General features: G+C 68.0%; 21 protein-coding genes and 3 pseudogenes. 11 read left to right on the forward strand and 13 right to left on the reverse strand.

The window, feature by feature from the left end:
- Window positions 1-43 precede the first annotated feature (43 nt).
- Window positions 44-340 carry a hypothetical protein gene (locus tag ACFWW8_RS25495; RefSeq protein ID WP_386531631.1) on the reverse strand — a complete coding sequence of 99 codons (297 nt, stop codon included), beginning with the start codon at window positions 338-340 and terminating at the stop codon, window positions 44-46.
- Between the two features lie 304 nt (window positions 341-644).
- The gene (locus ACFWW8_RS25500) at window positions 645-1,049 is read right to left on the reverse strand and encodes a hypothetical protein (RefSeq protein ID WP_386531633.1); all 405 of its coding nucleotides are present in this window, start codon (window positions 1,047-1,049) and stop codon (window positions 645-647) included.
- Between the two features lie 252 nt (window positions 1,050-1,301).
- Between ACFWW8_RS25500 and ACFWW8_RS25505 the strand changes: the two genes are divergently transcribed.
- The 4 genes and pseudogenes from ACFWW8_RS25505 to ACFWW8_RS25520 all read left to right on the forward strand — a co-directional run.
- On the forward strand, window positions 1,302-1,694 hold the full coding sequence (locus ACFWW8_RS25505; protein ID WP_386531635.1) for a hypothetical protein: 393 nt from the start codon (window positions 1,302-1,304) through the stop codon (window positions 1,692-1,694).
- 333 nt (window positions 1,695-2,027) lie between these two features.
- A complete protein-coding gene (locus ACFWW8_RS25510) occupies window positions 2,028-2,258 on the forward strand; it encodes a DUF6480 family protein (RefSeq protein WP_386531637.1) in 231 nt (76 codons plus the stop codon).
- 622 nt (window positions 2,259-2,880) lie between these two features.
- A complete protein-coding gene (locus ACFWW8_RS25515; protein WP_383931697.1) occupies window positions 2,881-3,078 on the forward strand; it encodes a hypothetical protein in 198 nt (65 codons plus the stop codon).
- A 503-nt stretch (window positions 3,079-3,581) separates the two neighbouring features.
- Window positions 3,582-3,902, forward strand: a pseudogene (locus tag ACFWW8_RS25520) (transposase); the annotation flags it as partial.
- A gap of 19 nt (window positions 3,903-3,921) precedes the next feature.
- On the opposite strand, the pseudogene ACFWW8_RS25525 reads toward ACFWW8_RS25520, so the two are convergent.
- A pseudogene (locus ACFWW8_RS25525) lies at window positions 3,922-4,002 on the reverse strand (cold-shock protein); the annotation flags it as partial.
- Between the two features lie 5 nt (window positions 4,003-4,007).
- Window positions 4,008-5,984 carry a hypothetical protein gene (locus ACFWW8_RS25530; RefSeq protein ID WP_386531639.1) on the reverse strand — a complete coding sequence of 659 codons (1,977 nt, stop codon included), beginning with the start codon at window positions 5,982-5,984 and terminating at the stop codon, window positions 4,008-4,010.
- 217 nt (window positions 5,985-6,201) lie between these two features.
- Here ACFWW8_RS25530 and ACFWW8_RS25535 point away from each other — a divergent pair.
- Together ACFWW8_RS25535 and ACFWW8_RS25540 are read left to right on the forward strand one after the other, a co-directional pair.
- Window positions 6,202-6,351: pseudogene (locus tag ACFWW8_RS25535) on the forward strand (ATP-binding protein); the annotation flags it as partial.
- Window positions 6,352-6,792: 441 nt separating this feature from the next.
- The gene (locus ACFWW8_RS25540; protein WP_386531640.1) at window positions 6,793-7,050 is read left to right on the forward strand and encodes an RNA recognition motif domain-containing protein; all 258 of its coding nucleotides are present in this window, start codon (window positions 6,793-6,795) and stop codon (window positions 7,048-7,050) included.
- A 331-nt stretch (window positions 7,051-7,381) separates the two neighbouring features.
- On the opposite strand, the gene tpg is transcribed toward ACFWW8_RS25540, so the two are convergent.
- Window positions 7,382-7,972: a telomere-protecting terminal protein Tpg gene (tpg, locus tag ACFWW8_RS25545; protein WP_386531642.1), complete on the reverse strand. Its 591-nt coding sequence runs from the start codon at window positions 7,970-7,972 to the stop codon at window positions 7,382-7,384.
- Window positions 7,973-8,327: 355 nt separating this feature from the next.
- On the opposite strand from tpg, the gene ACFWW8_RS25550 reads away from it, so the two are divergent.
- Both ACFWW8_RS25550 and ACFWW8_RS25555 read left to right on the forward strand, forming a co-directional pair.
- Window positions 8,328-8,957 carry a sulfite exporter TauE/SafE family protein gene (locus ACFWW8_RS25550; RefSeq protein ID WP_386531644.1) on the forward strand — a complete coding sequence of 210 codons (630 nt, stop codon included), beginning with the start codon at window positions 8,328-8,330 and terminating at the stop codon, window positions 8,955-8,957.
- A 21-nt stretch (window positions 8,958-8,978) separates the two neighbouring features.
- Window positions 8,979-9,143 (forward strand): hypothetical protein, encoded by a 165-nt coding sequence (locus ACFWW8_RS25555; RefSeq protein WP_386531645.1) that lies wholly within the window; start codon window positions 8,979-8,981, stop codon window positions 9,141-9,143.
- Between the two features lie 213 nt (window positions 9,144-9,356).
- On the opposite strand, the gene ACFWW8_RS25560 is transcribed toward ACFWW8_RS25555, so the two are convergent.
- The 4 genes from ACFWW8_RS25560 to ACFWW8_RS25575 form a co-directional block, all read right to left on the reverse strand.
- Window positions 9,357-9,656, reverse strand: a complete 300-nt coding sequence (locus ACFWW8_RS25560) for a hypothetical protein (RefSeq protein ID WP_386531647.1) — start codon at window positions 9,654-9,656, stop codon at window positions 9,357-9,359.
- Between the two features lie 505 nt (window positions 9,657-10,161).
- Window positions 10,162-11,475 carry a Na+/H+ antiporter NhaA gene (nhaA, locus tag ACFWW8_RS25565; RefSeq protein ID WP_386531648.1) on the reverse strand — a complete coding sequence of 438 codons (1,314 nt, stop codon included), beginning with the start codon at window positions 11,473-11,475 and terminating at the stop codon, window positions 10,162-10,164.
- Between the two features lie 175 nt (window positions 11,476-11,650).
- Complete coding sequence (locus ACFWW8_RS25570) at window positions 11,651-11,827, reverse strand: hypothetical protein (protein ID WP_386531650.1); 177 nt, start codon at window positions 11,825-11,827, stop codon at window positions 11,651-11,653.
- 6 nt (window positions 11,828-11,833) lie between these two features.
- Window positions 11,834-12,244 carry a MerR family transcriptional regulator gene (locus ACFWW8_RS25575; protein WP_386531652.1) on the reverse strand — a complete coding sequence of 137 codons (411 nt, stop codon included), beginning with the start codon at window positions 12,242-12,244 and terminating at the stop codon, window positions 11,834-11,836.
- Window positions 12,245-12,645: 401 nt separating this feature from the next.
- Here ACFWW8_RS25575 and ACFWW8_RS25580 point away from each other — a divergent pair, with 401 nt between their 5' ends.
- Together ACFWW8_RS25580 and ACFWW8_RS25585 are read left to right on the forward strand one after the other, a co-directional pair.
- Window positions 12,646-14,157, forward strand: a complete 1,512-nt coding sequence (locus ACFWW8_RS25580) for a SulP family inorganic anion transporter (RefSeq protein ID WP_386531771.1) — start codon at window positions 12,646-12,648, stop codon at window positions 14,155-14,157.
- Window positions 14,158-14,431: 274 nt separating this feature from the next.
- Window positions 14,432-14,953, forward strand: a complete 522-nt coding sequence (locus ACFWW8_RS25585) for an NUDIX domain-containing protein (protein WP_386531654.1) — start codon at window positions 14,432-14,434, stop codon at window positions 14,951-14,953.
- On the opposite strand, the gene ACFWW8_RS25590 is transcribed toward ACFWW8_RS25585, so the two are convergent.
- The 4 genes from ACFWW8_RS25590 to ACFWW8_RS25605 form a co-directional block, all read right to left on the reverse strand.
- On the reverse strand, window positions 14,884-15,279 hold the full coding sequence (locus ACFWW8_RS25590; protein ID WP_386531784.1) for a hypothetical protein: 396 nt from the start codon (window positions 15,277-15,279) through the stop codon (window positions 14,884-14,886). The two genes, ACFWW8_RS25585 and ACFWW8_RS25590, sit on opposite strands and share 70 nt — an antisense overlap.
- A gap of 138 nt (window positions 15,280-15,417) precedes the next feature.
- On the reverse strand, window positions 15,418-17,307 hold the full coding sequence (locus tag ACFWW8_RS25595; protein ID WP_386531656.1) for an ATP-binding cassette domain-containing protein: 1,890 nt from the start codon (window positions 17,305-17,307) through the stop codon (window positions 15,418-15,420).
- Between the two features lie 355 nt (window positions 17,308-17,662).
- Window positions 17,663-18,472: an IS5 family transposase gene (locus tag ACFWW8_RS25600; protein ID WP_386531658.1), complete on the reverse strand. Its 810-nt coding sequence runs from the start codon at window positions 18,470-18,472 to the stop codon at window positions 17,663-17,665.
- A 140-nt stretch (window positions 18,473-18,612) separates the two neighbouring features.
- Entirely contained in the window at window positions 18,613-18,924 is a 312-nt protein-coding gene (locus ACFWW8_RS25605; RefSeq protein ID WP_384523174.1) for a CPCC family cysteine-rich protein, read from the reverse strand.
- Between the two features lie 90 nt (window positions 18,925-19,014).
- Between ACFWW8_RS25605 and ACFWW8_RS25610 the strand changes: the two genes are divergently transcribed.
- The gene (locus ACFWW8_RS25610; protein WP_386531659.1) at window positions 19,015-19,575 is read left to right on the forward strand and encodes an NUDIX hydrolase; all 561 of its coding nucleotides are present in this window, start codon (window positions 19,015-19,017) and stop codon (window positions 19,573-19,575) included.
- Window positions 19,576-19,612: the final 37 nt, after the last annotated feature.

Raw genomic sequence — 19,612 nt, forward strand, 5'->3', positions numbered from 1 at the left:
CACATCCAACCGCCACGACCGCCAACCCGGCGAACCTATGCGGTCAGAGCACTAGCAGGAGCTGCAGCGCCGAGGGGAAGAACAGGAACATCCCGGCCATGGCGCCGATGAACGACCACAGCACCAGCAGCGCCGCGATGGTGCCCGCGACGTAGACGAAGCCGGACGGCCGGGCGTACAGGAACAACGGCACGGAGACCACCGCGGCGGTCGCGAAGGCGAGCGTCGGAATGCCGGAATCCGCGAACCACACGATCAGCACCGGTAGGGGGGTGACCACGGCGCACAGCACGAGGCCGAACTGCCATGGATGGATACTCGCTCGCGCAGCGGCCTGCATGACCAACCCCCGGCCCCGATGATGACTTGAACGCGTTCAATCTACCGCGTCCGGAGGCGTGCTACGTCAACGGGTGCACCGGCCGTCGGCACGCAGTCCAGGACAGCGGCGGACATCCAGCTGCCCATGGGCGTCTGCACCCTCAGCGGATGCACCGGATGGCCCAAGCCACCGGCCGTGCAGAACCGCGCCCCTGGCCTATGGGTAGCGCCCCGACTGCCCGCCGCCCGGCGTCGATCAATCGGGCCACTGCCTCGGGCGGCGGCCGTCCCGGTTGGCGCTGTCTGATCCGGCGGGCCCCGGCTCAGCCGGCCTGGGCGACGAGGCGGGGGTAGTCAAGGTCCGACAGAGTTGCCGCGACGATGGCCACCTGGTCCCCGTCCAGAGCATCCGCCAGTGCTGCCTGAGCTTGACCGTAGGCGGACCTATCCCGGGGGCCGGTAGCTGCAGGTAGCCAGCAAATGGACACGATCTTGTTCTGCCGCGTTCCGTCCGCACTGGCGAAAGGCAGGTCGTAAAGGACCAGCCGGGGCTGATCAGCGGGCAGTGCCAGCAAAAGCTCGTCGTGTGTCAGGTTGCTCTGATCCTCGACGAGGAGGGAATCCGCGGAAGCATCGAGCCGGAAGATCACGGTATTGACATCCGGTTTGCCCTTCAACTCCCTGAATGCCCTGATGCAGCTTTCATCCACGGTGATAGCACGGCCCACGATGGTCCCTCCGGTGCAGAGTGCGACTTCGAGGACCCCAACGACCTGCCCCCCACCGAGTTCTGCGCCCGCCTCCGGTCACCCGGCCATGACTGCGGTCCACGGCGCCGCGGAGGAGTTCGCGCAGCCGGTTCGCCCCGGCACAGTCTTCGGCGGCCTGGGATTCACGGTGGGACAATAGGACTGCCAGCGGTGGGGCGGGCGCGTCCAAGCAGCCTTAAGCCTTCCGCATACAGAACAGCAGGTCAGGCCATGGCCAATCAGCAACGCAAGCCTTCTCAGCCCACGCACGGTGAGGGCCCGAGCCCACACAAGGGCACCGAGCAGCACGGCTGGTCGCCGGACGTGGACGAGACCAGGCAACAGGACAACCCCAGCGCTCACCGCTCCTTCCACCCGGAGAAGTACGCACCCGCCAAGGGTCCCGGCAGGACCGTGTCCAAGGAAGAATCGGGCAACCCCCACGGCAACCCCACCAAGAGCTTGAGCAGCCGCGGCGAGGAGCAGGGCAAGGGTTCCGGTGACAAGGGAATGCACGACACCGGCCCCCGAGGCCGCTCGCAGCGTCCCAGCGGAACCAAGGACGCCTCTGCCTACACCGGTGTCGACCCCCAGGACCCACCCGAGACCCGAAGCGCCGGATAGACCCCCAGCCGCTACCACACCTCCCCGACGCCCGCGCTGTCCGAAGGGCACGGCATCCACGCTTACACCTGCTGCGCTGCGAACAGGGCAGGCAAGTCAGAGGCGCCGCGAGATTCTCGGATACAACCGGCATGCTCCGCCGATGGTGGCGCCGCCGGCATGAGCGCTCGTAGGGACGCGCCGCAAGTCAACGACCCCAGCCCCGCTTTAACCGTCTCGCTGTCGCGTGCGGCGTGGTGCGCCCAGCGCCGGGTAGGTGCTGAACACCCCGTTCTCAAGCCGCTTGCGCCGCAGGGCCACTGACGGCTGTTGCCAAGGGCAGGAGGACACGTCATGTCGGCACAGGATTCGGGACCAGATCCACGCCGTACGCCTTCACCCGGCGCAGGGACCGGGGTCCCGCCAGGCGAGACTCCACCCGGTGAATCGAGCACTGGCACAGGAACCGGCCCGTACCGGCCCCTCACCCGCGGCTGGGGAAAGGGCCCCCTGGTGCTGATCTGCCTCCTCGCCTTCGTCACCGCCCTGTTCTTCCTGGCCTACGCCACCACGCTGAACCTCTGAGGTTGGCCTCGCGCCCACCCGGCCTGGCCAGTGGAGGGGATGGTGCGTCCCGCGGTCTTTTGGCTTTCAGCACTCGTGCCGGTTGGCGAAGATCGCCCACAGATCTCGCGCTCCACCTCCATCGCCCCGTCGCCGGCGCCCTGTCCGCCGCGGAAGTGTCGGTCTGGCTCGATGACCTCTCCCGCGAGCTCCTGGCCGGGCCGGGGGAGAGCTCAAGAAGCTTGATCACTAACAAGCATGTCGTCGGGGTCACCACGAACCCCACGACGCGCTCCGGGGTGTCGGTGACGTCCGCGAATTCGATGCCAGCGCATTAACAGCCCCGCCGCCGGCTGGCGGCAGCGGGGCCGTCACACGGATACCGGCCCGGGATGGACGGGCAGGCGGTCACGTGTCGACGCTCCCGACGTTCGCGCCCTGCCCTGCGTCACGCGGGTTGGGCTGTTCAGGTGTACAGACGGCTGTTGGGGCCGTCCTGTGCCCGGCCCGCATGCCGACGCGTCTGTCCCCGGCACGACACCATCCTTCCGCCACATCGGGTAGCGGAAGAAGTGCGGAAAGTGATGGCTCGTGTCAGCTTGAACGGGAGGATCCGTACCCCACGCATCAAGGAGTCGCCGTCATGGGCGGTAAGCAGGACAAGCGCCAGGAGCCGGGCAAGGGCCGCGAAGAGCAGCAGCGCCCTCAGAGGCCCGGCCAGGACCCGGTCCACCCCCAGCCTTCCACGCCGTCGCACGGCGGTCAGCGCCCGGAGGAGACGCAACGGCGCCGCGAGGAAGACGTACGCGACGAGCGCTACCTGCGCGACGACGCGTTCTGAGCCCAAGCGGCACTGGTACCCCACGCACGCAGAGCCCGGCCGGGCCCGTAGTCACCCGGCCGGGCTCTGTCGCCACGTCGGACCCGACAAGACGGAACGGCCTGTCTGGTGCGTGGTACGACGCCTGCGCGCCCGGAGGCCATCGACCGCGCGCTGGCCGCCTCCGGGTGGCCGGGCGGAGGGAGTCGGCTTACTGGACAGGGGCCAGGCGTCTGAATCGGCGGCTTGGCTGACAAGTGGAGCGGCGAAGCGTTCGTCGTCGAGCCCGGGACACGGTCCTCATGAGCGACCCGAAGCCCGGCTGGAGAGCTGGCGGGCTGTACGGGCCTGGATGGGCTGGCGGCAGAAGCTGGCCGATCGGGCGATCAGCGAGCTGGAGGGGGAACTGGCCGCCGAGGCGGCCCGCCGGCCCCCGCCTGCACCGCCGGACTGGAAGCTCGAATCCATCTGGACCGGGTCCGGCCCGAAAGCGCTGCGGGTCCACGTCGGGGACTGCGCGATGAGGCGCGGTCGCTGCGGACAAGGCCTACTCATCCCACGGCAACCGCGCTTACCTGCGCAAACGCAACATCAAGACGGTCATCCCAGAGAAGAAGGACCAGGCCGCCAACCGGAGGAAGAAGGGCACTCGAGGCGGCCGACCCGTCACCCATGACGCCGACGTCTACAAGGAGCGGAACACCGTCGAGCGCCTGATCAACAAGCTCAAGGCCTGGCGAGGCATCGCCACTCGCTACGACAAAACACCCGAGAGCTACCTCGCCGGCGTTCACCTCCGCGCCGCAATGATCTGGATCGACGACCTCTTGAAGACCGCCGACTGATCACGACATCACACACACCCTAGTACTCCGGGCGGACCCTCGCAGCCTGCATGCCTTTCTGTCCCCGCTCAGCGACAAATGTGACGTGCTGACCTTCCTTGCGGGTCAGCGGCGGTACATCACGTACAGCTTGCCGTCGTGGCGGTGCGCGGCCACTTCTTCCATGGGCGTGATGGGGTCCCTTTCGCCGCCGGCCCCGACGAAGTGGGTGTCGGCCCATTTGTGAGCACTCTCGCGAAAGGTCGAGGCCCGCAGGCTGCCGTCACTGGCGCGTAGGAGGAGCCACGCACCCCCGTGGTCCACAACGGTGGGTCCGCAGCCGGTGCGCCAACCGGAGGGTGTGCGGATGGTGGTCGACCACCACTGGTAGTCCCAGCGCTGGCTGAGCACGTTTTCTTCCTCGTCGCACATGGCGATGAACACCTGGCCGCCCGCGGTCGCGGCAGAGATGGGGCATGGGATCCTCGGCCGCGTCCAGGTGGACTCGTTGGTCCAGGTGGATCCGTTGTCGGTGACCTTGATGCGGACCGTCTGGTCGCCGGGGGCCACCTGGGCCAGGAACATGGTGTTCTCGTCGGCGGTGAGGCCGGGTGCCTTCTCGGTGTGGGTGCCGGGGAGGACGGTGGTTTTGCTCCACGAGGTGCCGTCGCAAGTGGCCCAACGCGCCGTGCCGTCGAGGGCCACGACGACGCAGTACAGCGTGTCCTTGAAGACGGTCAGGGCGGGCGCGTGGTACGAGGCCCACCCACGGATCGACCCGGGAGAGCTCCACGTCTGCCCTTCCATCCGGGACCACATCACGGCCCGGTCGCCCGGGCGGACGAACAAGGCGTGCAGACGGCCCTGGTAGGAGACCAGCGCGGGTGCGGTGGCGCTCTGCCAGGGCAGGGTGACCGGCGTGTCCCAACTGCTGCCATCGTGGACGACGTACTCCAGGTCGGGAAAGGGGACCGGCTTCCCTGCGAACCTCACCGTCAGCTCGTGGTGACCGTCACCGTTGAAGTGCCATTGCGTGCTGCGCGGGTCGGGGTCGGGGGCGGAGAGCTCGGCCAGCGCGGCCCGGTCGAGGAAGAAGGTCCGCGCGCTCGACAGGTCGTTTTTCACCAACAGGCTGACGAAGGTGATCGCGGCCGAGGTGAGGTCCATTAGCAACCCCATGAGGTTCCCCGGCGACATCGCGCCCAGGACGGACCAGGCCGTGCCGACCCACACATTGCTGTTCCATTCGATCAGCTGCTCGCCGATGCTGCCGTCGTTGCCGTCGCCGGTGTCCCATTCCCAGCACTCGACGGTGAGGACCAAACCGCTGCTCACCTTGCCGCGGAAGACCCTCTCCCCGATGCCTGTGGTCGCTCCCTCAACGGCCAGCCACTCGCCGTACTCCTCTGACAGGAACGGCACAGCCGGCGCCAGGTCGCTGCTGCCGCAGGACACCCAGCGGATCTCGTCCCTCTTCCCCGGCCACCCGTCGCCGACGGTCTCGTGGACATGGAACTTGTCGAACCACAGCTCGGCGTCGAACACCGGATCCGGGGTTTTGCCCTCCTGCGCCGTAGCACCGGCCCCGAAGGAGGAGGGCGCGGCAGGCACGCTGACACCGAAGCCCCACTCGCGCATGCCCTCAATGAAGTCCGGGCTGTCGAAGTCCGCCCCCGCCGCCAGCGCCTTGGTGTCGATCAACGAGCTGTTCGACTGCGCGTTCCACTCCTCGCTCACCGCTGGCATGTCCCTCGCCAGATCGGTCAAGTCGTAGCCCGCGGAGACCGGACGGGCGGTGACGGTCGCGGGCACGCCCACCAGCGCACCACGCGTGGCGACCTGCTCCCGGTAGACCCGGCCACACTCCTTCACCTCCTCCTCCGGCAGGAACACTCGCAGCACGTCAAGCAGCTTTTCCTCCAGCTCGGTCGGCGTTTCGCCCTGCCGCAACCGGTCCGCGGCGTGCAGAGCCAACCCGAACATCAGGTTGGTCTTCTGTGTGCGGGCCAGATTCCGCGCCACCCGCGAATCCGTACCCGTTCCGGACAGCAGGCCCTGCAGCCGCTCCAACCGCTCCTGCGGATCCGTCATCCGTACGCGCATGACCTTCAACCTCTCCACCCCGGGGACCGGTCCCGACCGTGCTCGAACCAGGCGGGACACGGCCAACCAGGTGGGGCCGCAACGCCGAGCATGGCAGCGCGACACCCGGCATAACACCTGCATCACGCTATTGCGTGAAAGATCAGATATGCCGCTGCCGACACGCAGAAACCGGAGACAATGCCCGGCTCGACTTCGGGGCCACGCACCCATTCGTACCGATCTTGGCCCCGACTCCCCGTTCCGTCTCCAATACCTTGAGCCCTACGCGGAGGCCGCCCGCACATGGCTGCGCGCTGAGGCCGAGGTCGTCCACCTCACACCCGCCCAGGCCGCCCAGCAGATCGCGGAAGCCGTCAAGAGTTGAGAGAGCGACCTTCCAGCGTCAAACTCCGCAGGTGACAACAAGCCTGCCTATGCGAGAACTATTGTGCTTCGGCTCAAGATCTGAGCCGAAGCTCAGGAGTTGTCACCAGTGGAGCCGGATGAGCTGGTGAACGGGATCGGCCGAAGCAGCCTGGTTGTCACAGGCGAGGCACGCGGCTTGTCACAAATGCCCACTCAGCAGCCTTTCTGTCACCAGCGACGAAGATCGAGAGCTAGCAGGCCCGAGCAGTAGGTGCTCTCTTCTCTGGACTTCATTGGCCGGGGCGACGCGACGGTCGGGTGGGGGTGGCCTCGGGGCCGTCCTGTTACCACAAGGGTGAAAGTGGCTGCCGTCGGGTACTGATGATCGCGCGCGCCGGGATCACACTCGGCCGGCGGGCTGTCAAGATCGGTGAACGAAACCAGCCCGAGGGAGTCGGCAGTGTCAAAAACGCTCTATGTAGGCAATTTGAGCCAGCAAGTCACCAAGGAAGACTTGGCGCAAATGTTCGCACAGGCCGGGGGCGTGGAATCGATTTCCCTCCCTCTAGACCACCTAGGTAGGCACAAGGGGGTGGGCTACATCACTCTCGCCGACGCAGATTCCGCAGAGGCGGCCATCTTTGAATGGAACCACACCGAAGTGGCCGGTCAAATTATCCGTGTCAGTTACGCGTTCAACCAGCCAGAGAATCTCTGACGCAGGTCGCTAGTCGACTGACCAACGGAAGCGTCGGCGCCGTAAGGAACTCGTTGAGCGAGGTCCGACGTCGCACCAATCCAACGAGCTCACGAGAGTGCAGCTGACACATCATGGCGACCAGGTTGGGCGGTAGCTACGCTCGCGTGCACCGGGGCGATTCCGGTTCGCATCCACGTCACCGTGACCCATACGAGATTGCGACCTGACCCCCGGTTCGGCGGGCCCGACAAACCCGGGCGCACCGGTCGGTGACAACAAGCCTGCCTTAGTGACAACTATCGTGCTTCGGCTCAAGATCTGGTTTATAGCAGGTTCGTAATTCGCCGGGTCAGAACCGGAAAGAGATCGACGACACGGCCGTGAAATCCGCGCGGAGGCCATCAGCCCGTGTGCCCCATTCCGTGAAATACGACTCCGTGATGGCCTCAGCGACGATCGGATACAGCTCCTCCTCCGTCGCACCGGCTGCCTGGAGCTCCAGGATCTGCTTCACGTAGGTGGGCGAGATGTCCGTGGTGATCTGGCGCTCGCGGCCGTCGTCCGAGCTGCCCGTGCAGGTGAATCCGAAGTACGCCGTCACCTCCACCATCATCCCCCTGGAGGTGGACGCCTGTTCGCGCGCTTGTGCTCTGACCTGCGGTTGCCACTCGGATTCGGTCGCTTCCACCAGGGCGGCATGGAGCCGCTTCTGCGGCTTCTTCAGCTTCCCGGCACGGTAGCGCTCGATCGTGCGGGTCGAGGTGCCCACACGCTCCGCCAGGCTCCTCGCTGACCCCGTCATCCGCGTGAGGAGGAATTTCACCTGTGCATTGGCGGACTTCGGCGCGGGCCGGGTAAAGACCTTCCGCTCCGCCCGCGCGAGGGCCTCCAGGACCTTGCCGCGGTGCGGGGCCGGCTGCTGCTGCTCGTGATCGCTCATGTCTCAAGGACGCCACGGTGCCCCTGTGGACAAGGGACGTCGTGGGGAGGCCGGTCGAGGCCGCCGTTGCCGTGTGTGACTTTGAGGCTTACTTGGCCACTTTGACAGGCAGTTGGCCACGGTTCCCTCGCGCCGGGTCCTCGCAGGGGGCTCCGGCCGGGTTCGGGAGATCTGCGGACTATCCAGGCGTGCCCGTGCCCCTGAGGGCACCGGTGAGTCTCCGCATGGCGGGCGACGGTCCGGATGCATGGTGCTCGGAGGTCCGGACGAATCTAGAGCTGCAGCCTGGTTCCTTTCCCTGAGGCTGGGACTGTGGCGTAGCGGATAGGGCCCGCTACCAGCGAGGATGCCCGGTGTGACCCCGAACGAGAATCTTGCTTCGCTTCGCTCGACGCACTGTGCATCCGTGGTGTTCGGGGCGGGAGCGGCCATTGGCGTTCTGGGCGGGATGATCGGGTTGGGCGGCGCGGAGTTTCACCTCCCGCTGCTGATCGGCCTCTTCGGGTTCGCTGCGCTCTCGGCCGTCATCTTGAACAAGGCGATGAGTCTGGTCGTGGTCCTGGTCGCGCTGCCCGCTCGGCTGGCGGCAGTTCCCGCCTCGGAGGTGGCCGCTCAGTGGCCCGTGGCGGTCAACCTGCTCGCCGGGAGTCTGGTGGGCGCGTGGGCCGGGGCAGCCTGGGCCGTGCGGATGCGCAGTTCCACCCTCTACAAGGTGCTGGCCGCGCTGATGGTACTGATAGCCGCGGCCCTGCTGTTCACGCACTTCTCCACGCTGGGGACCCTCGACCTGCCGCTGGAGGTGCAAGTGCCGCTCGGGGTGGTGGCCGGGTTCGGCATCGGAGTGGTCGCGGCGATCATGGGGGTGGCCGGAGGCGAGCTGCTGATCCCGACGATCGTGCTGCTGTTCGGCATGGACATCAAGACGGCGGGAAGCCTGTCCCTGCTGGTGTCGCTCCCGACCATGCTGGTGGCCTTTGCCCGCTAAAGCCGTGACGGCAGCTTCGCGGTGCTCTGCGCCAACCGCCGCTTCGCCCTGGTCATGGTCGCGGGCTCGATCGCCGGCGCGGTGCTGGGCGGCCTGCTGCTCGGTGTGTTCCCGGACCTGGTGCTCATCCCCGTACTGGCCGTGATCCTGCTCGTCTCCGCGGTCAAGCTCGCCCGCCATGACTGACGCACGCAAAGCCGCCGCTTCGTCGCTCTGTCCAGCGTCGCCGCAGCCAGTCACCGCATTCGCCGACCGCGACTAGGAGAGCGGCGGATATGGCGCATCCGGTGAGCGGCGCAGGGTGTCCGAGAGCCGTGCCCGCCAGCCAGAGGATGCCGGTCAGGGCTGCCCACCAGGCGACGACAGACCAGAGCGGGGTCCGCAGGAGTGTCGTGCGTGTCATGGGGCGGCTTTCTCGGCCGTTGCGAGGCGGGCCAGGCCGAGCATCAGGCATCCGGCCACCGCGACGATCCCGGCGGCGACGGTGAGGGCCAGGCTCAATTCCGGGGAGGCCCTGATCAGGCGTGGGATCGCGTTCAGGGGTGCCACGGCGTAGATGGCGAGGATGGCCCAGCCGTGGACGCGCACTGGCGCGAACCTGGCGCGCAGCCGGGCCGGTACTCGGCCGGCGGCCATGGTCAGTCCGATGGGGAGCAGGGTGAGGGAGAAGACTGCCAGGCCGATCCACTGCCAGATCATCGTCGTGGTTCCTGTGGGGTGTCGGGACGGGGCGGGGCGGTGAGCGTTACCGGCGGCCGGCGGCGGCCATGACGAGGCCGGTGGCGAGCAGGGACAACCCGATCACGAGTACGGGGAAGCCGGGTCCGGGCAGAAGTACATCGCCACCCCGGCCAGGGTGAGGGGCGCGCCGATGGCGGCCAGCACTTTCCCGATCCGTCGTTCCGACACGTGCTGCTCCTTGCTCGGGTGAGTTGAGGCGGCCGGGGTGTCGCGGCCGGTGAGGAAGGCGGTGAGTGTCCCGATGAGCAGGGCCCAGGCCGCCGCAGCCCCCCAAGGTGGGTACCGCTGATCAGGACCGTGGCCGCGGCGACCGTCGCACCGGCCGCCATGGCCCGGGGGCTGGCGGCGAACGCCCACTGCCGCCGGGCACTGCCCGGATGCCGGAGCTCGGTGACGGCGGTGCGGATGACCAGGGCGGCGATGACGATCACGGGCGCCAGCAGTGAGGCATCACCGCCGGCCATCAGGTGGGCTGCCCGTCCCTGCGAGCGCTGGGGGTCTCGGCAGCCGGGGTGTGCTGGTAGATGTCGGGGATGCCGTCGTTGTCCGCGTCGAGGTTCTCCGCCTCGTACAGGCGCCGGTAGACGGTGTTGCGACGGCGCAGCAGGACGAGGACGGCGGCGATCAGGGAGGCGACGAGGACGGCGGCCTTGACGTGCTCGGCGCTCTGGCCGCCGGGGAAGGCGAGTTCGCCGATCAGGAGGGCGACGGTGAAGCCGATCCCGGCCAGCGCCGACAGGCCCAGGACATCGGCCCAGGCGAGGTCGGGGTTGAGCTGGGCGCGGGTGAAGCGGGCGGCCAGATAGGTTCCGGCGAAGATGCCCACCGTCTTGCCGACGACCAGGCCGATCACCACGCCGAGGGGTTCGGGGCTGGTGAACACCGCGCCCAGGGCCGGGCCGGAGATGCTCACCCCTGCGGCGAACAGCGCGAACAGCGGCACCGCGATACCGGCGGAGAGCGGGTGGACCAGGTGCGCGACCCGGGAGGCGGGTGAGACCTCTTCGCCCTTGTCGCGGGTGGTGCGCAGGATCAGGCCCATGGCGACGCCGGCGACGGTGGCGTGGACGCCGCCGTTGTACATCAGCGCCCAGATCGCCAGCCCGAGGGGCACGTACCACCACCAGCCGCGTACGCGCAGCCGCTGGAGCAGGTAGAAGAGGATCAGGCCCGCGACGGCTCCGGCGAGCGCCCACAGGTTGAGGTCGGAGGTGAAGAACACGGCGATGATCAGGATCGCGCCCAGGTCGTCGACGACGGCGAGGGTGAGGAGGAAGGCGCGCAGCGCGGACGGCAGGTGCGTGGAGAGCACCGCGAGGACGGCGAGGGCGAAGGCGATGTCGGTGGCCATCGGGACCGCCCAGCCCGCCCTGCTGCCGCCGTCGGCGGTGACGGTGGCCAGGTAGAGGGCGGCGGGTACGGCCATGCCGCACAGGGCGGCGATGACGGGCAGCGCGGCGGTGGCCGGGGTGCGCAGTTCACCGACGACGAGCTCGCGTTTCAGCTCGATCCCGGCGACGAGGAAGAACACGGCCAGCAGCCCGTCCGCCGTCCAGTGCCCCACCGACAGGTCCAGGCCGAGGGCGGGTATCCCGAAGTGGAAGTCGCGCACGGACGCGTACGCAGCACTCCACGGGCTGTTCGCCCAGATCAAGGCGGCAAGCGCGGCGGCGAGGAGGACCAGGCCGCCGACGGTCTCGGTGCGCAGGGCGCGGGTGATCGCCTGCCGTTCGGGCAGGGGCAGCAGGCCGAGGAAGGGGGAGCGGGTGCCGGCCATGGCAGTGGGCCTCCGGGTGTGTCAGCGACGAGAGGGCACACTGCCCCCAGGACGCCGACCAGACTTCCCGGCACACCGCGCGCCACTCTTGACGCGTTCTTTACACCGTATCCACTGGTGGGCAGGCTGTCTGCCCCGCACCCCTCCGCAAGATCACATCGGTGTCAGGTTGTGATCAGCTCTGGCGGGAGGCGCACCACCACGCGGCGACGGCGGCGAGCACCAGTGCGGCGGCCGCGTACAGCTCGGGCCGCTCGGCGGGCATCGTGTAGAGGGCGGCGCCCGTGATCGTGAGGATCGCGCCCATCACCAGCAGGGGCGTGGCCGGACAGCGGGCGGGGCGGCGGGTCACCGCGGGTCAGGACCCGGCAGGTGCGGCCTGGTGGAGGCGCGCACGGAGCGTTTCGGCGAAGTCCTCGGCGCGGGCCAGCTGGATGCGGAGTTTGTCGACCTGTTCGGTGGCGGCCTGCTCGTACCCGCGTACGCACTTCAGCAGGGCCTCGCGCTCGCCGGTGTCGAGGCCGGGATCGTTGTCCAGGCGGTCGGTGGCGTCCAGGAGGTCGCGCATCTGGTCGAGGGTGAAGCCGAGCGGCTTCATGCGGCGGATGACCATAAGACGGGCGACGTCGGTCTCGGTGTAGAGGCGGAACCCGCCCTGGGAGCGGGCGGAGGGGACTACGAGGCCGGTCTCCTCGTAGTGCCGGATCGTGCGCAGCGACAACTCCGTCCGCGCGGCGACCTCGCCGATCTGCATGTGCTTCTCGTCCACGCCCGCAGTCCTGGCCCTTCTCGTCGTGGCGGGCCGCGTCCTCTGCGGCCCCACCGATCTCTACTCTAACGTTAAGGTAGAGTTGTTGTCGTAAGGGCGGCCCGTCTGCCCAGCGACTGCCGTTCCGGGGCCGATGGTGCCCCCGGCGAAGATCCGATCCTTGGGGAGAGAGCGTGCGCGAGCCCATGACGCCCAGGGCCGCCGCCTGCCCGCCGTGATGCTTCGCCCCGGATACGAGCTGCCCGGCCGCGCACTGCGCAGGCCCGCCGCATCCACCTTTCCAGTCTTCCGGCCCGTCTGATCTTCGGGCCGACCGCGGGGCGCCGGCCCGGCTTCTCCGCGTTCTCCCGCACACCCGCGGCCTGCCCGGAGCGGGGTGTGCCCGAGCACGACAGGTTCCCATTCCCTCGTCTTTTGCTTCCCTGACGTCCCCTGCCGCGCGGCTGCGCGGTCTCCGTCCGGACCGGCTGTCCGATCCGAAGGCGTGGCGCACCGAGGTCCTTGCGGGCCTGGTCGTCGCGCTCGCGCTGATTCCCGAGGCGATCTCGTTCTCGATCATCGCCGGTGTCGACCCTGCCGTCGGCTTGTTCGCCTCGTTCACGATGGCCGTGGTCATCTCCGTCGTCGGCGGCCGACGGGCGATGATCTCCGCCGCCACCGGCGCCATCGCGCTCGTCATCGCGTCCCTGAACCGTGAACACGGCCTGGGCTACCTGATCGCCGCGGTCATCCTGGCCGGTGTCATCCAGGTCGCCCTCGGCGCGCTCGGCGTCGCCAAGCTGATGCGGTTCGTACCGCGCTCGGTGATGGTCGGCTTCGTCAACGCCCTCGCCATCCTGATCTTCATGGCCCAGATCCCCGAGATGCACGACGTGCCGTGGGCCGTCTACCCGCTGATCATCGGCGGCCTCGCGCTCATGGTGTTCTTCCCGAAGGTCCCCACCGTCATCCCGGCCCCGCTGGTCTCCATCGTCATCCTGACCGTGATCACCGTCGCCGCCGCGATCGCAGTGCCGACCGTCGGCGACAAGGGCGCCCTGCCGTCCTCCCTGCCCGTCCCGGGCCTGCCCGACGTGCCGTTCACCATGGACACCCTGACCACCATCGCCCCCTACGCCTTCGCGATGGCGCTCGTCGGCCTCATGGAGTCGCTGATGACGGCCAAACTCGTCGACGAGATCACCGACACCCACTCATCCAAGACCCGCGAATCGATTGGCCAGGGCATCGCGAACATCGTCACCGGCTTCTTCGGCGGCATGGGCGGCTGCGCCATGATCGGCCAGACGATGATCAACGTGAAGGTGTCCGGCGCCCGCACCCGCGTGTCCACCTTCCTGGCGGGCGTGTTCCTGATGGTGCTGTGCATCGTCTTCGGCCCGGTCGTCTCCGACATCCCGATGGCCGCGCTGGTCGCCGTGATGGTGATGGTGGCGTTCGCGACGTTCGACTGGCACTCCATCGCCCCCAAGACCCTTAAGCGGATGCCCGCCGGCGAGATCGCCGTCATGGTCATCACCGTGGTCTGCGTGGTCGCCACCGACAACCTCGCCATCGGCGTCGTCGTCGGCTCCGTCACCGCGATGGTCATCTTCGCCAAGCGCGTCGCCCACCTCGCCAACGTCACTGCGGTCACCGACCCCGACGGCAGCACGGTGGTGTACTCCGTGACCGGCGAGCTGTTCTTCGCCTCCTCCAACGACCTCGTCGGCCAGTTCAACTACACAGGCGACCCCGACAAGGTCGTCATCGACCTGACCGCCGCCCACATCTGGGACGCCTCCTCCGTCGCTGCCCTGGACGCCATCGAGACCAAGTACGCCCAGCGCGGCAAGAGCGTCGAGATCATCGGACTCAACGACCCCAGCGCAGACCTCCACGGCAAGCTCACCGGCGAACTCACCAGCCACTGACCCAAGGCGGCAGAACCGAACGAAACGGGAGGGCTCCGGCCGACGTCGGCCGAAGCCCTCCCGCAGTTCAAGCGCCCCGTCGCATCCACCGCGTTCGAAGGCGGTCAATGACCAGCCGTACACAAGCCTGGCTCTCCCGCATGTAGAACTTCTCGCTGTTTACCGACCATCGAGACGTCCAGTTCGTCTGCGACCTGCGTCGGAGCGTCGCGTGGCTGTCCAGGACGTTGTCCGGTGCTACCCCGGTGTCAGACCTTCGCCTTACGTTGTTCCGATGATTCACGATGCGCTTGATCCACGGGTAGTAGAGGCCGCAGCCGCCGACGTCCGGCTGGCGAAGGGGGAGTTTGACGGTGCTGGCCAGTGGCCGGCCGCCGCCCGCCAGGGGTCCTCGGAGCCGCTTGCCGCAGAGGTGTGGGTCTTCGATGAGGATCTCGCTCGGGTGTTGCTGGTCCATCACCGGTGGCGGGGGTGGGTCCCACCGGGCGGACGTGTTGAGCCGGGGGAAACACCCCGAGAGGGTGCGCGTCGTGAGCTTTTCGAGGAGACAGGCGTCGAGGCGGAGTTGCTGCCGGAACCTGCCGCGGCCACGGTGCGTTCCTATCGCCGGGAGTGGCCGGCGACTCTTGGGCTGTCGTTCGTCGCGATCGTGAGCGCGGGAACGCCTTTGGTTACAGAGAGTGGACAGCCAGCGGCTTGGACGCCCCTGAATGAGGACTGGGCCAGCTACTTTCCCGAGGACGCATTGCGTGTCCGCCAGCATGCGCGATGGCTGCGTGGGGTCTCCGGCCGCTGATACGAAGCCCCCGTCAATCGGTGGTCCTGGGGACGGGTTGGGCCTGGCTGCTGAAGCTCGACAAGTTGGGCCTCCAGGTCGGCGATGCGTTTCTCGGCGAAGCGGTTGTTGGAACGGGCTCCCTCAAGGGGTTCCTGGAGCGTTCGGTGTTCCTCGGTCAGCTGGCGGACGCGGTGTTTGAGCGAGGTGTTCTCGGTGACGAGTTTCTGGACGGACTCGCCTGGGACCATCTGCTCGAAGTCGCGCAGCTGGCCCATGAGTTCATCGATGCGCTTCCTCCGCCCAGCGAAGCAGCACGCGGGCGGGGTCTTCGCCGTCTGCTTCACGCTGCGCTTCCCTCCATGGACGAGGCGGGCGTACGCCGGCCGTGCACCTCGGCCGCGGTGTGGACATCAGGCACGGGCTTCTCCCTCGGTGATGTGCGGCCCGCCGCTTCGCGCGGGCCGCAGGGGCAGGCGACGTGGTCAGCGGTCCTGGGAGAGTGCCAGGAGTTCCGCGAAGGTCCCGCCGCCGTGGACAAGATCGTCGAAGTGGCCCTGCTCGGAGATCCGGCCGTCTTCCATCACGACGATGTGGTCCGCGATCTTCGTGTTCTCCAGGCGGTGGGTGACCATGATGGTGATCCGGTCGGCGGCGATGGCTTTGATCTGTTCGAAGATCAGGTGCTCACCGCGAGGGTCCATCTGAGACGTCGGCTCGTCCATGATCAACAGGTCGGGCTTGCGGTACAGGGCCCTGGCGCACGCCTCGCGCTGAAACTGCCCGCCGGAGAACTCGACGCCACCCCAGATGTCACGGGCCTGGAGGCTGTCCAGGCCGTCGGGGAGCTCTTCAATGGCTTCGCGCAGGCCGACAGCGTCGATGGCCTCCCACACGGCGCCGTCGTCATGGGTGCGGGGCTGTCCTAGGGTGATGTTCTCGCGCACCCGCAGTGGCCACTTGGCGAAGTCCTGCGGGACCAGGCCGGTGCGCCGCCAAACGGTGTCCGGGTCGGTGGCGGCGAGGTCGCTTCCGTTCCAGGTGACCTTGCCCTTGTCGCTCAGGTAGATCCCTGTGAGCAGTCGCAACAGGGTCGACTTCCCGGAGCCGTTCGCTCCGACGATCGCGAGGATTTGCCCGCGCTCCAGGGTGAGGGAGACCCCGTCCACCGCGGCTCGGTCCTTGCCCGGGTACTGGTAGACGACCTCGTCGAGCCGGATCTCCTCGACCGGGCCGGTGATCTCATGCGGTCCGCGCTGGGGAGTGCGTGCGGCGGCCTCGTCGAGGAAAGCCTGCATGTCGGTGAGGTAGAGACTGGTGTGGAAGATCGCGGCGCCGTTGATGACGACCTGGGAGAGGGAGGCGAGTGCGGTCTGGACGGCGATGACGGCCGTGGCGGCGATGGCCGGTTCGATCCGGCCGGTCACCGCGAGCCAGGCGAGCGCGCCCCAGGTCGCCAGAAGAAACACGCCGCCGGCCAGCGCCGAAAGCAGAGAGATCCGCAGGGTTCGGGGCGCGGCCGCCAGGTTCCGCTGGTCACACCGGTCGGACAGGGCCCGGTTCCAGTAGACGAGGTAGTCGGTCATGCTGTTGGCGCGGACCTCGTCGCCGTACTGGGATGCGGTGGCCCACCAGCGCATCATCCCGCGCACGTTCCTGTCGGAGATGTTGGAGTAGTGGATCTCGTAGTCGACGCGGGCGGTCAGCACGGCGCCGATACCTGCCGGTAGCACGGCGAGGAGCAACAGGGGCAGCATCATCACGTTCAGCAGGGACAGGACGCTGCCGGCGGTGACCAGGCGGATCAGCGAGGACATGAACCGCTGCGCGTCGGTGACCATCACGTGGGTACGGACCACCCCCATCTCGGCCGCCTCCTGACGGTCGGAGAAGCCGTCCCCGGCATAGGCCGCGGCCTCAACCCGGCAGACCGCCTCGACCAGGGCGCTGTCCGTCTCCGAGGTCAGCCGGGGAGTGATCCGCCGCTCAGCGTAGGTGGCCACGGCCCCCGAGACACGGTTCATCGTGGCGGCGAGCGCGACCACGAGCAGCGCGGGCAAGGCGCCCTGGAGACGGTCGCCGGGACTTCCGGAGCCGAGTACGGGCCCCATCGCGCGGGCGGTGGCGGCCAGCAGCACCGCGGCCGATACGCCCGTGATGACCTGGCACCCGATCAGGAGCCGGACGGCCTGCCGGTCGGTCTGCCACGACAGGCGGCCGATCCGGGCCAGGACGGAGGGGAGCGTCGCGCACATCTGCCGGAAGGAGACCTCGGCGAGCGGATTGACGGAGTACTGCCCGCTGTAGGTGATCTCCGCCGGCGGCGGTGGGGGCGGTGTGTCGGTCGGTTTGCTGTGCAGTCCGGATGTGGTCATCGGGTCCCCCTGGATCGCCGTTCGGATGCTGTCGGAAGCTCAACGACAGCCGCTGACTTTTCGAACACATGTGTTTCGGTCGGCCATGAAATCCCGGAATGGAGCGCCTGTCGGATCGTGGGAGCTACACCGACCCGCTCCCCGCAACGCCAGTGCCACTAAGGGGGGTTGGCCGAATCGCCGAGGGTCTCAAGCGCCGCAAGAGCGCGGGCGCGTTGGGGCCGATCGGGCAGGGCGCGCTTTGTAGAGTTCGAGGCTTCCCGTACCCCACGGACCCCTGTGGAGCAGACTGTGCACGTGCCCATTGGGCGCCTTCGAGCGACCTGTCGCGGCGGAATCCCCCTTACTGATCATTTCAAAATGGGGTTCGGAGTCGCCTCAAGCAGATGATGCTGCAGGCGAGTTGGAGGAGCCCGAGGTGGAGATCGGCTCGTATCTCGTAGCGGGTGCGTAGTCGTTTGAACTGGTGAAGCCAGGCGAAGGTCCGCTCGACGACCCATTGGGTCTTGCCCAGACCGGAGCCGTGTGCGGTCCCCCTGCGGGCGATCTTCGGCGTGATGCCGCGCGCCCGGAGGAGGCGTCGGTACTTGTCGTAGTCGTAGCCGCGGTCGGCGAACAGCCGGCACGGACGATGACGCGGGCGACCGCGCCGCCCGCGGATGCGGGGGATCAAGTCCAGCAGGGGCATCAACTGGGTGACATCGTGCCGGTTTCCGCTGGTCAGCGACACGGCGAGGGGCGTCCCATGCCGATCGGTGATTAAATGGTGCTTGCTGCCAGGGCGGCCGCGGTCGACCGGCGAAGGTCCGGTGTGAGCCCCCCCCTTCACGGCCCTGACGTGGGAGCCGTCGATCGCGGCATCGTCCATGTCGAGCAATCCGGTCTTACGGAGTTGCACCAAGAGGACCTCGTGCAGGCGCGGCCACACGCCGGCCTCGGTCCAGTCCCGCAGACGCCGCCGGCAGGTCACTCCGCTGCAGCCGATCTTCTCAGCCGGTACGTCGGCCCAGGTCACACCAGTGCGCAGGACGTAGACGATCCCACGCAAGGCAGCGCGGTCATCCGCCGGCAGCCGGCCTGGGTACCGCTGACGCCTCGGCGGGCGAGGTGGGAGCAGCGGGGCGACGTGCTCCCACAGATCATCAGGTACAAGATCATCCGACACCCGCCGAACTCTGCCGCCAACCAGCCCAACTGCCAAGCCCTGGGCCAACATCATGGCTTTGTACAAAGCTACAGATCCCACGACGGCTGTTCGTTCTGCATAGTCGCGGTGCCGGAAAAGGCTGAGAGGAGGATCTGTGCTCAGGTGCGACGGCGGTACGGGCGTGAACGCCACCTGCCTGGGCCGCCATTGGCTGCCGATCTCGGATCTGTTGCCCTCGTTGTGGTGACGTACTGCGCGTAGCGACGACGTGCGTCGGTCAGGCTCTCCGCTCCGTTGGGGCCGCCCCAGACCTCGTCGGCGTTCGGGTCGTCCTGGCCATCGTCTTCCCAGCTGCACTCGGCACAGATCTGGAATTGACCGCGGGCTTCCAGCGTCAAGAGCTTGCAGCAGGGACAGGCATACGGACCGCAGCCGGGCGGGCTGGCTCTGGGCGGTTCTCCGGGCGTCACGCGTCGAGTGTTGCATGATCCGCGAGGAAGCTCTGGGCCGGTCGCTCATTCTGAAACGAACAGTTAGCGGCGACATGAGGGTGAGCAGCAGTGGCGATCACTGATTCCGATATTGCGGGCGTGCTCACCGCCTACCTGGAGCGCTACCCTCAGGAGGCCGGACAGCTGGCCGAGCCGCTGCGCCTCCTGACCGAAGGTCAAGGGTTCGTCTCGCGCCGAACCTTTCCGATGCACGTCACCGCTGGTGCGCTGCTGGTCCGGGACCATGCCGAGGTCCTTCTGATCGAACACCTCGCGTACGGGATCACTCTGCAGCCAGGCGGGCATCTTGAGCCGACTGATGAGACGCTGGTCGGCGCGGCATTGCGGGAGCTGTCCGAGGAGACCGGCATCGACCCCGACCAGGTCGTCCCCGTCTCGACGAACCCTGCCTATGTCGAGTTCGGCCGGGTGCCGGCCAGGCCTGCGAAGGGTGAGCCGGACCACTACCACCTGGATTTCGGCTACGTCTTCACGACGGCCGACGCCGAGGTCGGGTGTATCCAGGAGTCCGATGCGACCGGCGCCGCCTGGTACCCGCTGGACCTGGCGGAGCGCATCGTCGGACCCCGGATCGCGCGGGCGGTCACCACCTCGACCGGAATCAGGTAACCCCTCCGCCACCGGGAGCTTTCGTGGCGCGGGCAGG

Origin of the sequence: Streptomyces sp. NPDC058701, from assembly GCF_042715295.1 — a bacterium.
In the GTDB taxonomy this organism is placed as follows: Bacteria; Actinomycetota; Actinomycetes; order Streptomycetales; family Streptomycetaceae; genus Streptomyces.

Bases quoted from the DNA above. Each gene is read 5' to 3' on its own strand.
- ACFWW8_RS25585 (WP_386531654.1), top strand. From the start codon at position 14,432: ATGATTCACGATGCGCTTGATCCACGGGTAGTAGAGGCCGCAGCCGCC.
- ACFWW8_RS25505 (WP_386531635.1), top strand. From the start codon at position 1,302: ATGGCCAATCAGCAACGCAAGCCTTCTCAGCCCACGCACGGTGAGGGC.
- ACFWW8_RS25515 (WP_383931697.1), top strand. From the start codon at position 2,881: ATGGGCGGTAAGCAGGACAAGCGCCAGGAGCCGGGCAAGGGCCGCGAA.
- ACFWW8_RS25495 (WP_386531631.1), bottom strand. From the start codon at position 340: ATGCAGGCCGCTGCGCGAGCGAGTATCCATCCATGGCAGTTCGGCCTC.
- ACFWW8_RS25560 (WP_386531647.1), bottom strand. From the start codon at position 9,656: ATGATCTGGCAGTGGATCGGCCTGGCAGTCTTCTCCCTCACCCTGCTC.
- tpg (WP_386531642.1), bottom strand. From the start codon at position 7,972: ATGAGCGATCACGAGCAGCAGCAGCCGGCCCCGCACCGCGGCAAGGTC.
- ACFWW8_RS25595 (WP_386531656.1), bottom strand. From the start codon at position 17,307: ATGACCACATCCGGACTGCACAGCAAACCGACCGACACACCGCCCCCA.
- ACFWW8_RS25510 (WP_386531637.1), top strand. From the start codon at position 2,028: ATGTCGGCACAGGATTCGGGACCAGATCCACGCCGTACGCCTTCACCC.
- ACFWW8_RS25530 (WP_386531639.1), bottom strand. From the start codon at position 5,984: ATGCGCGTACGGATGACGGATCCGCAGGAGCGGTTGGAGCGGCTGCAG.
- nhaA (WP_386531648.1), bottom strand. From the start codon at position 11,475: ATGGCCGGCACCCGCTCCCCCTTCCTCGGCCTGCTGCCCCTGCCCGAA.